Source organism: Rhizobacter sp. P2_D12 (assembly GCF_056404395.1).
Map to the genome: position 1 here is coordinate 85,957 of NZ_JBFUEB010000008.1, position 8,428 is coordinate 94,384.

Consider the following 8,428-nt stretch of genomic DNA (forward strand, 5'->3'; position numbering starts at 1 on the left):
GGGGGATTCCTCAGTTGAATGCCTTGACCTGGTCGTAGGTCACGCCGCCGGCCCGCTCGAGGTCCAGCACCAGGGTGTTGTTGGCCGTGCTGATGGCAGTGACCTTGTCACTCATCAGCGCGGTGCTCTTGATCGTCGCGCTGCCGCTGGTGGCGGTGACCTTGAACGTGATGCCGCTCGTGTTGTCGTAGCTGCCGGCATCCCAGTCGAAGGTGTGCATGCCCGAGCTCTGCGCACCCAGGTCGAAGCTCTTGAGGGTCTGGCCGGCGGCGTTCTGCACTTCGATCTTGACGTTGTCGGCGGCGGCATCGATCTGGAAGCCGCCCTCGCCGACGCCGTTGGCGATGTCGATCTTGTTGCCCGGCACGATCACCTCGCGGCCGACCAGCGAGGCGCCCTGCACCGCCTGCATCTGCAGGAACTGCGTCGACAGGCTGCCCACCGTGCCGTTGAGCTTCTCGATGCCGCTGACGGTGTTGATCTGCGCGATCTGGCTGGTGACCTGCGCGTTGTCCATCGGGTTCAGCGGGTCCTGGTTCTGCATCTGCGCGACCAGCAGCTTCAGGAAGCGCTCGGAGCTTTCGGCCGCGGTGGTGGCGCTGGAATCGGCGGTGGTCTTCGCGTTCAGGTTCGCGAAGTTGTTGGTGACGGTGTCGACGGCCATGGTGTTGTTTCCGGTTCAGGCCTCATTGGCCCATTTGGAGTGTTTTCATCAGCAGCGTCTTCGCGGTGTTCATCACCTCGACGTTGTTCTGGTACGAGCGCGAGGCCGAGATCATGTTGACCATCTCCTCGACCGCGTTGACGTTGCTGTAGGTCACGTAGCCCTCGGCATCGGCCTGCGGGTGCTTCGGGTCGTGCACCTTGCGGCCGGGCGTCTGGTCTTCGCTGATGGTGCTGACCTTGACGCCGGCGGACGCCGGCCCGCCGGGCTGGCCCAGCTGGCCCATCATCTCGGTCTGGAAGGTGACCTGGCGCGCCTTGTAGGCCTGGCCGTCGGGGCCGGCGACGGTGTCGGCGTTGGCCAGGTTGGAGGCCACCACGTTCAGGCGCTGCGACTGCGCGCTGACCGCGCTGCCGGAGACGTTGAAGATCTGGAACATGCTCATCATTGCCCCTTGATGGCTTCGAGCATCGTGCGCACGTTGGCGTTGATGAAACGCAGCGTGGCCTCGTAGTGCACGGAGTTGTCGGCGAAGTTGGCGCGCTCGCGGTCCATGTCGACCGTGTTGCGGTCCAGGTTGGTCTGGCTGGGCGTCGCGTACAGCAGGTTGGCCTCGGCACGTGCGCCGGTCAGGCCGCTGCCCAGGCCGATGTGGCCGGCCTGCGTGGCGGCCGGCACGGTCGACGATTGCTGCGTGCCGGTGGCCTCGCGCAGCGCCTGGGCGAAATCCATGTCGCGGGCCACGTAGCCCGGCGTGTCGGCGTTGGCGATGTTGCCGGCAATCAGACGCTGGCGCTCGGAGCGAAGCGATAGCGCCTGCCCCTGGAAATCGAGCGTGTTCGTCAGCTTGTTCAACATGGTGGCCGTCCTTGCGGGATGTGAAATGGATTGTGGGCAGCCCCCTTCAAAACATAAGCGGGAATAGCGGCGGCTTTGTCGTCCATTTCGGGCCGTGGCGACCGCGGGCCTGCCCCTACATTGGAGGCGTGAACATCGCCCCTGCCCTCATTGCCTTCGCTGTCGCGACAACGCTGTCCGGCGCGGCGGCCGCGGCCGAGCCGTCCCCCTGGGACCTGCAGGTGCAGGCTTTCGTGCGTGCCAACCTGGACCCGGCCCTGACCGGCCGCGTCGAGGTGCTGCCGGGGCCGCTGGATCCGCGGCTGCGCCTGGCGCCCTGCCAGCAGGTCCAGCCCTATCTGTCACCGAACACCCGCCTGTGGGGCAAGGCCCGTGTCGGCCTGCGCTGCACGCAGGGCCCGACCCCGTGGAACATCTCGATGCCGGTGACCGTGAAGGTCTACGGCCGTGCGCTGGTCGCGACCCAGGCGATGACGCCCGGCCAGGTGCTGTCCGCCGGCGACCTGCGCGAGGCCGAGGTCGACCTGGCCGAAGACCCGAGCGCCGCGCTGACCACCCCGTCGGCCGCGATCGGCCGCACGCTGGCCCGGCCGCTGCTGGCCGGCCAGAGCGTGAGGCAGGTCACGCTGAAGGCGCGCCAATGGTTTGCGGCCGGTGATACGGTGCAGATCCGTGCGGTGGGCAACGGTTACGCGGTGGCCGGCTCGGGCGAGGCCCTGACGGCCGGCATCGAGGGCCAGCCGGCGCGCGTGCGCACCGAAAGCGGCCGCCTGGTGACCGGTGTCGCCGTGGCAGAACACCAGTTGGAACTCGCATTGTGAAATATCCGTTCACGCACAACAATGCTGGCGAAAGCCCTAAAGTCGCCGGCAGGCGGGCCGATACACCGTGCATGTTGAAAGGCCGGGGCATCTGTCCCGCCCCAAGGAGTCCTTCATGAGCATCAAGATCGGCCATCACGCAGAAGCAGCAGCCCCCGCGCAAGCGGTGGGTGCGGCCTCGCAGAAGCAGGCAGCTCCGGCCAAGCAGGCCGAAGCGGTCGCCCCGGTCGCCGGCAAGCCCGAAGCCAGCACGACCGTCTCGCTGTCGAGCGCGGCATCGATGGGCGGCACGACGTCGGCCACGGCCGACTTCGACGCCGACAAGGTCAAGCGCATTTCCGACGCGATCGAGAACGGCACGTTCAAGGTCAACCCGGAAGCCATCGCCGACAAGTTGATCGCCAACGCCAACGAGGTGCTGGGCAAGGTGTCGAGCTGAGCACCATGCAGCATCCGGTGATTCCCGCGTACGAAACCACGCCCGAGCTTGAGACGACGCTCGGCGCGGTCGAGACCCAACTGGCTTCGCTGGGCGAAGCGCTGCGCTCGCGCGACAGCGACGCCATCGACCTGCATGCCACCGAACTGCACCGCTCGCTCGCGCGCGCGGTGGACCATTTCACGCTGGCGGCCCGCAACGGCCCGGTGCCGACGCCGCTGCGCGAGCGGCTGATGATGGCCGGCGGGCTGGTGGCGGCGCAGCGCGAGTCGCTGGCGCGTGCCACGGCCGCACTGGACCGCGCGATCGACGTGCTGATGCCGCGCGAGCGGCCGGCGGCGGTGTATTCCGCGATGGGGTCCGGTGACCGCGGTCGCGGCGGCGTGATTCAAGCTTGAATGACGGTCCCGGATTGGCATCCGGGCTACCCATCTCGTGGCCCGGATGCCAATCCGGGTTTCGTCGGTCACTTCGCCGTGAACGGCACCCGATACAACCACACCGGCCGGCCATCCGGACAGGTGTGACGCGCCGCAGCGCGCAACCCCTGCGCCTCGAACTCCAGGCTCGCCAGCCAGGCGCCCGCGCGCAACTGTCGCTGCGCCTTCTCCACCGCCCGTCCCATGCTCTCCGGCCGCTGGAACAGGTAGACCATCTCGTACGCTGACCAGTCCGCGGCCCAGATGTCGGCCCGCGTGACCCGCGCCGGAATGCCCGACACGCGGCAGCGCAACGCGCAAGCCAGCCGCAGCGGCCAGCTCCATTCCATGCCGTCGAGCCGCGCCGTCGGGTACGCGGCGTGCAGTTCGCGCAAGCCATCCCCCAGCCCGCAGCCGGCATCGACGACCCGCGCCCCGTCCGGCAACGGTGCGAGCCGCGCCAGCCCGTCCAGCGCGCCGCGCGGCGTCGGGAACACCGGCGCATCGCGCCAGGCATGCAAGGGGTAGATCGCCAGCAGGACGGCCAGCGGCAGCAGCCAGGCCCAGGCCGGCAACGCACCGGCCAAGCCCGAGGCCAGCAAGGACAGCGGAAAGCCGAGTGCAACGAACACCCGCCGCCAGCGCGTGCCGGCGGTCAGCGCAAGCACGCCGCCGAGCCCGGTCGCGAGCAGCAGCGCCACGCTCCCCGGCACATCGAGATGCCGCAGCCCAACGAACAATGCCCAGGCCAGGGCCCAGGCGGTCAGTGCCGGCAGCGGCCAGATCACGTCTAGAAGTTGAACGCCAGCCGCACGCCGCCCCAGTGCCGGCCCTGCACCGTGATCGGCGCCGCGGCTTCCTTCAGCAGCACGAACTGGCCGCCGCCCATGTCGCGGCGGTAGGTCTGCAGCAGGAACGGGCGCTGGTTGCGCGCCGACGCCAGGCCGGTGCGGTCGTTGAAGATGCGGCGGTAGCGGCTGTTGGCCGTGTCCCAGGCCAGGTCGCCGCGCTGCGGGTGGCAGTACTTCTTGTTGTGCGTCGCGACGTAGCCGTTGCGGTCGACCGAGATGCAGAACACCACCTTCGGGCTCAGCGCCAGCACGCGCTCCTGCACCTGCGGGAACAAGCGGTCGGCCAGCTCGACGAAACGCGTCAGGTGCTGCGCCGGGCTGGTGCCGGCCAGCGGCTTGTACTGCTCGTCGAACAGGTCGGCCAGCGAGATCGTCTGCGTGCGCACCGAATCCTCGAGCAGCTTGCCGATCTGCGCGGCCGCGTCCATCGCGGCCTGGATGAATGGCGTGTCCTCGGTCTCGATGCCGCATTCGGCCACCAGCTCGATCAGGTGCTCGGAGACCTTCAGGAAGGCCTCGCTGCGGCGCATCGCGCTGTCGAGCGCGGACGTGGTCTGCTGGATCTCCGACTGCATCGTGCCCATCTGCGCGTTGACGCCGTCGCAGATCTGGCGGCTTTGCGCGGCCGCCGCGGTGATGCTGGCGACACCGGCCTCCACGTCGGCCAGCGCCTTGTGGAACCCGCCCTGCTCCGCACCGCCCGGGCGCGACTGGATCTCGCGCGACAAGGCCTCGATGCGCGTGTCCAGGTCGCCCACCGTCCTCATGATGGCCTTGGACGAGCCCTCGACCTTCGAGGCCAGGTCCTTCACCGCATCGGCGACCACGCCGAAGCCGCGCCCGGCCTCGCCGGCGCGCTTGGCCTCGACCGAGGCGTTGAACGCCACCAGCCGGGTCTGCAAGGCGATCTGCGTGATCTCGCCGGCGGCCTCGGCCACCTGGCGCAGCGTGTCGACGATGCCCGACACCTCGGTGCCGACGGCCTCGACCGCCTCGCGCGCGCGGCCGACCGCATCCAGGCTGCCGGACGTCACGTCGCCGATCGCCTGCTGGGCCCGCGTGATCTCGCCCAGCTGGCCGGCCAGCACGCTGACGGCCTGGGCCTGGCGCGTCGACACCTTGCTGGCGTCGTCGAGCAGGCCGCGCACCTCGGCCGCGTCGCGGCCCACGCTGGACGCCTGCTTGCCGATGGACTGCACGGCGGCGCGCAGATCGGGGCCGGTGTGCTCGACCAGCGGCTCGATCGGCTGCGTGTCGGGCGCCTTCCTGAACATGGCAAACATGGGGTCTCTTTTCTTTTGGATCACCATTCGCGCAGCTTCACGCGAAGCCGGGCGATGGACTGGCTGTGCAGCTGGCAGACGCGCGATTCGGTCACCTTCAGCACGGCCGCGATTTCCTTCAGGTTCATGTCGTGCTCGTAGTACATGCTCATCACGTACTGCTCGCGCTCGGGCAGCGTCTTGATGCCTTCGACCAGGGCCTCGCGCATGCGCTGGTCCTGCAGCTGCGCGAGCGGGTTCAGGCCTTCGTCGGCGACGTGCCGGTCGAGGTAGTCATTGTCGCCATCGTCGCCCGACATGTCCTCCAGGTAAACCAGCTGGGTGCCGCGCACCTTGCCCAGCAGTTCCTGGTATTCGGCCAGCGTGACGCCCATCTCGCGGGCGATCTCGCTCTCGGCGGGCGCGCGGCCGAGCCTCTGCTCGAGCTTGTGCACCGCCGATTCGATGGTGCGCTGCTGCTTGCGCGTGCCGCGCGACAGGTAATCGTTGCCGCGCAGCTCGTCGAGCATCGCGCCGCGGATGCGCTGCGTCGCGAAGGTCTCGAACTGCACGCCCTGGGCCGCGTCGAAGCGGCTCAGCGCGTCGGTCAGGCCGATCATGCCGACCTGGATCAGGTCGTCGATCTCGACGTTGGCAGGCAGCTTGGCGATCATCTGGTGCGCGAGTCGGCGCACCAGCGGGCTGTACTGCTTGAGCATCGTGTTGACGTCGAGTTGGCCTTTGGCGGTGTACATGGGGTCAGCTCCGGGGGAATTCAGTTCAGGGCCTGTTGCGGAAACTCGCGGTACACCGGGTGGCCGGTGTGCAGGCTGGTTTCGGCAGCGGCAGGCTGCAGCACGTCGCGGGCCCAGCGGCGCAGGGCTTGCGGCGGCGGATCGTTGACGTCGGATGCGGGATCGATGTGCATCCAGTCGCGCAGCACGGCGCCCAGGAAGCCATCGGCACAGGAAGCGATCTGCTGCGCGATGCGTTCGGCACGCGGCGAGCTCGGCGCGGCGCCCAGCAGCAGGTCGTGCACCAGCAGGCCGGCGCGCTGCGTCAGCAGCTTCATCGCGGCATAGGCGTGGGTCACGCTGGCGGGGCGGTCGTCGGCCAGCAGCAGCGGGCGGGCCTCGCTGCGCATGAAGAGGCGGCACAGGTCGGTCTCGGTGGCGTGCACCAGCACCACGTCGGCATGCGGCGCGGCGTCGGCCGCGGCGTGCAGGAAGTTGGCGGTGCTGCCGTGCGCATCGACGTAGCGCAGCGGCAGGCCGCGCGCGGCCAGGTACGACACCTGGTGCGACAGCGGCTCGACGCAGCCGGTCAGGCCGACGGCCGTCAGCTCGGCCGGGGCCGGCGCGCGGTCGGACGCGTCGATCACCAGCACGTGGGCGCCGAGCTCGCCGAAGGCGGTGCACAGGCGTTCCAGCATCACGCCGCCGAACGCCATGTTCGGGTTGGCGACCACCGGCACGAAACGCACGCGCGTCTGGCCGAACAGCTGGCGCAGGCCGTGGGCCTGGTCTTGCGGGAACGAGGAGTCGTAGGCGTCGTGCATGGGGCGCTGTGGACGGTCGTGGGGTTTGTTGTTCTGCTCGATCGAACGGTGCGGATCAGGCGTGCAGGGAACCGCGCGTGCGCAGCACCGGCTGGCGCGCCGTGAAGATCAGGTTCACGTCGTCGGCATCCATGCGGTAGGCGCTGCCGGTGTTGGCGCGCAGCGCGCGATGCACCAGCGCGTGGGCCGACAGGCGGTGCCAGTCTTCCGGCACGCGCTGGCCGTTGGCGACGCCGACGACCTTCAGCTTGTGGCGGATCAGCGCGTCCAGCGCCGGGGCCAGCTTGACGGCTTCGTCGAGCTTGGACAGCACGATGCCTTTGCAGGCGGCGGCGCGGTAGGACACCATCACGTCCTCGATGGTCTCGCCCTGGGCGGCGGCGTTCACGACCAGCAGCTTCTGGATCGAGCGGTGGGCCAGCATGTCCAGCAGCTCGCGGGTGCGGCTGTCGCGCTGCGCCATGCCGGCGGTGTCGATCAGCACCATCTTCTTGGCCGCCAGCAGTTCCAGCAGGTCTTCGAGCGAGGCGCGGTCGTGCGCGGTGTGCACCGGCACGCCGAGGATGCGGCCATAGGCGCGCAGCTGTTCGTGGGCGCCGACCCGGTAGGCATCGAGCGTGATCAGGCCGAGGTTGGCGGCGCCGTGCTTGGTGGCGAAGGCGGCGGCGATCTTGGCGGCGCTGGTGGTCTTGCCGACGCCGGTGGAGCCGATCAGCGCGTAGACGCCGCCCTGGTCTTCGAGCGCGGCCTCGTTCTCGCCGGTCAGCAGGTTGCGCTCGAGGATGTTGGCGGCCCAGGCGGTCTCGTCGCTGACGTCGTTGGGCAGGCTTTCGGCCAGCTTGCGGATCAGCGCCGGCGAGAAGCCGCTGTCGAGCAGCTTCTGGATCAGCAGCGCCTGGGCGGGCTGGCGCTGCAGCTTCTCCATGAACGCCAGCGCGCCGAAGCGCTCTTCGATCAGGCCCTTCATCGAGCGCAGCTCGTTCATCATGTCCTGCTGGTCGCGGCGCGCGCTGGCATTGACCGTGGAGCGGGCATCGGCCAGCGAGACCACGGGGGCGGCCGGCACCGGCGCGGGAGCATAGGCGGGGGCAGCGGCATGGGCCTGCGCCTGGGCGTGTGCGTGTGCGTGTGCGTGTGCCTGGGCCTGTGCGTGGGCTTGTGCGGCGGCGGCCTGTTGCTGCTGCACGCGGATCTCTTCGCGCAGCACCGGCGGCTCGCGCAGTGCGGGGCTGCGGCCGCCGACGGCCTGGATCGGCGCGTGCTGGGCCGGCACCGGGTGCATGGCCTGGCGCTCGGCCAGGCGCTGTTCCAGCGCGGTGGGCAGCGACGGCTCGTCGTCGGGCATGAAGCTGGGTTCGTTGTCGCGGCCGTGCTGTTGCTGCATGGCGGCCTGGCGGCGCTTGAGCATGCGCTCGCGCACGTAATCCTGGAACGACAGCGTGCTCATCGACAGGCGGGCCACGTCGTCGGTGATTTCCTCGGGGTTGTGCTGCGGCTGCTGCGGGGCCGGGGCCGGGCGGGCGGCCGGGGCGCGCGGTGCGGCGGCGCGCTTGGCG

11 protein-coding genes are annotated in these 8,428 nt (G+C 69.6%); 3 read left to right on the forward strand and 8 right to left on the reverse strand.

Translation table 11 applies throughout. From position 1 onward, the window contains the following. Window positions 1-10: 10 nt before the first annotated feature. The 3 genes from AC1DYN_RS04310 to flgB are packed head-to-tail and all read right to left on the reverse strand — an operon-like array spanning window position 11 to window position 1,522. Window positions 11-664, reverse strand: a complete 654-nt coding sequence (locus tag AC1DYN_RS04310) for a flagellar hook assembly protein FlgD (protein WP_477957872.1) — start codon at window positions 662-664, stop codon at window positions 11-13. A 22-nt stretch (window positions 665-686) separates the two neighbouring features. Beyond that, window positions 687-1,109, reverse strand: coding sequence for a flagellar basal body rod protein FlgC (gene flgC, locus AC1DYN_RS04315; RefSeq protein ID WP_477957873.1), 423 nt, complete (start codon window positions 1,107-1,109; stop codon window positions 687-689). Continuing rightward, window positions 1,109-1,522, reverse strand: coding sequence for a flagellar basal body rod protein FlgB (gene flgB, locus AC1DYN_RS04320; RefSeq protein WP_477957874.1), 414 nt, complete (start codon window positions 1,520-1,522; stop codon window positions 1,109-1,111). The genes flgC and flgB overlap by 1 nt, the downstream gene beginning before the upstream one ends. 128 nt (window positions 1,523-1,650) lie before the next feature. Here flgB and flgA point away from each other — a divergent pair, with 128 nt between their 5' ends. The 3 genes from flgA to AC1DYN_RS04335 all read left to right on the forward strand — a co-directional run bounded on the left by flgA (window position 1,651) and on the right by AC1DYN_RS04335 (window position 3,180). Then, the gene (gene flgA / locus AC1DYN_RS04325; RefSeq protein WP_477957875.1) at window positions 1,651-2,343 is read left to right on the forward strand and encodes a flagellar basal body P-ring formation chaperone FlgA; all 693 of its coding nucleotides are present in this window, start codon (window positions 1,651-1,653) and stop codon (window positions 2,341-2,343) included. Between the two features lie 115 nt (window positions 2,344-2,458). Further along, the gene (gene flgM / locus AC1DYN_RS04330; RefSeq protein ID WP_477957876.1) at window positions 2,459-2,782 is read left to right on the forward strand and encodes a flagellar biosynthesis anti-sigma factor FlgM; all 324 of its coding nucleotides are present in this window, start codon (window positions 2,459-2,461) and stop codon (window positions 2,780-2,782) included. 5 nt (window positions 2,783-2,787) lie between these two features. Then, window positions 2,788-3,180, forward strand: coding sequence for a hypothetical protein (locus AC1DYN_RS04335; protein ID WP_477957877.1), 393 nt, complete (start codon window positions 2,788-2,790; stop codon window positions 3,178-3,180). 68 nt (window positions 3,181-3,248) lie between these two features. On the opposite strand, the gene AC1DYN_RS04340 is transcribed toward AC1DYN_RS04335, so the two are convergent. The 5 genes from AC1DYN_RS04340 to flhF all read right to left on the reverse strand — a co-directional run. Beyond that, complete coding sequence (locus AC1DYN_RS04340) at window positions 3,249-3,989, reverse strand: class I SAM-dependent methyltransferase (RefSeq protein ID WP_477957878.1); 741 nt, start codon at window positions 3,987-3,989, stop codon at window positions 3,249-3,251. 2 nt (window positions 3,990-3,991) lie between these two features. Then, window positions 3,992-5,335: a methyl-accepting chemotaxis protein gene (locus tag AC1DYN_RS04345; protein ID WP_477957879.1), complete on the reverse strand. Its 1,344-nt coding sequence runs from the start codon at window positions 5,333-5,335 to the stop codon at window positions 3,992-3,994. Window positions 5,336-5,355: 20 nt separating this feature from the next. Beyond that, window positions 5,356-6,069, reverse strand: coding sequence for an RNA polymerase sigma factor FliA (locus tag AC1DYN_RS04350; RefSeq protein WP_477957880.1), 714 nt, complete (start codon window positions 6,067-6,069; stop codon window positions 5,356-5,358). Between the two features lie 20 nt (window positions 6,070-6,089). Continuing rightward, window positions 6,090-6,872, reverse strand: coding sequence for a MinD/ParA family ATP-binding protein (locus tag AC1DYN_RS04355; RefSeq protein WP_477957881.1), 783 nt, complete (start codon window positions 6,870-6,872; stop codon window positions 6,090-6,092). Window positions 6,873-6,927: 55 nt separating this feature from the next. Then, window positions 6,928-8,428: flagellar biosynthesis GTPase FlhF (flhF, locus tag AC1DYN_RS04360; protein WP_477957882.1), on the reverse strand; the 1,501-nt coding region annotated here is incomplete at its 5' end.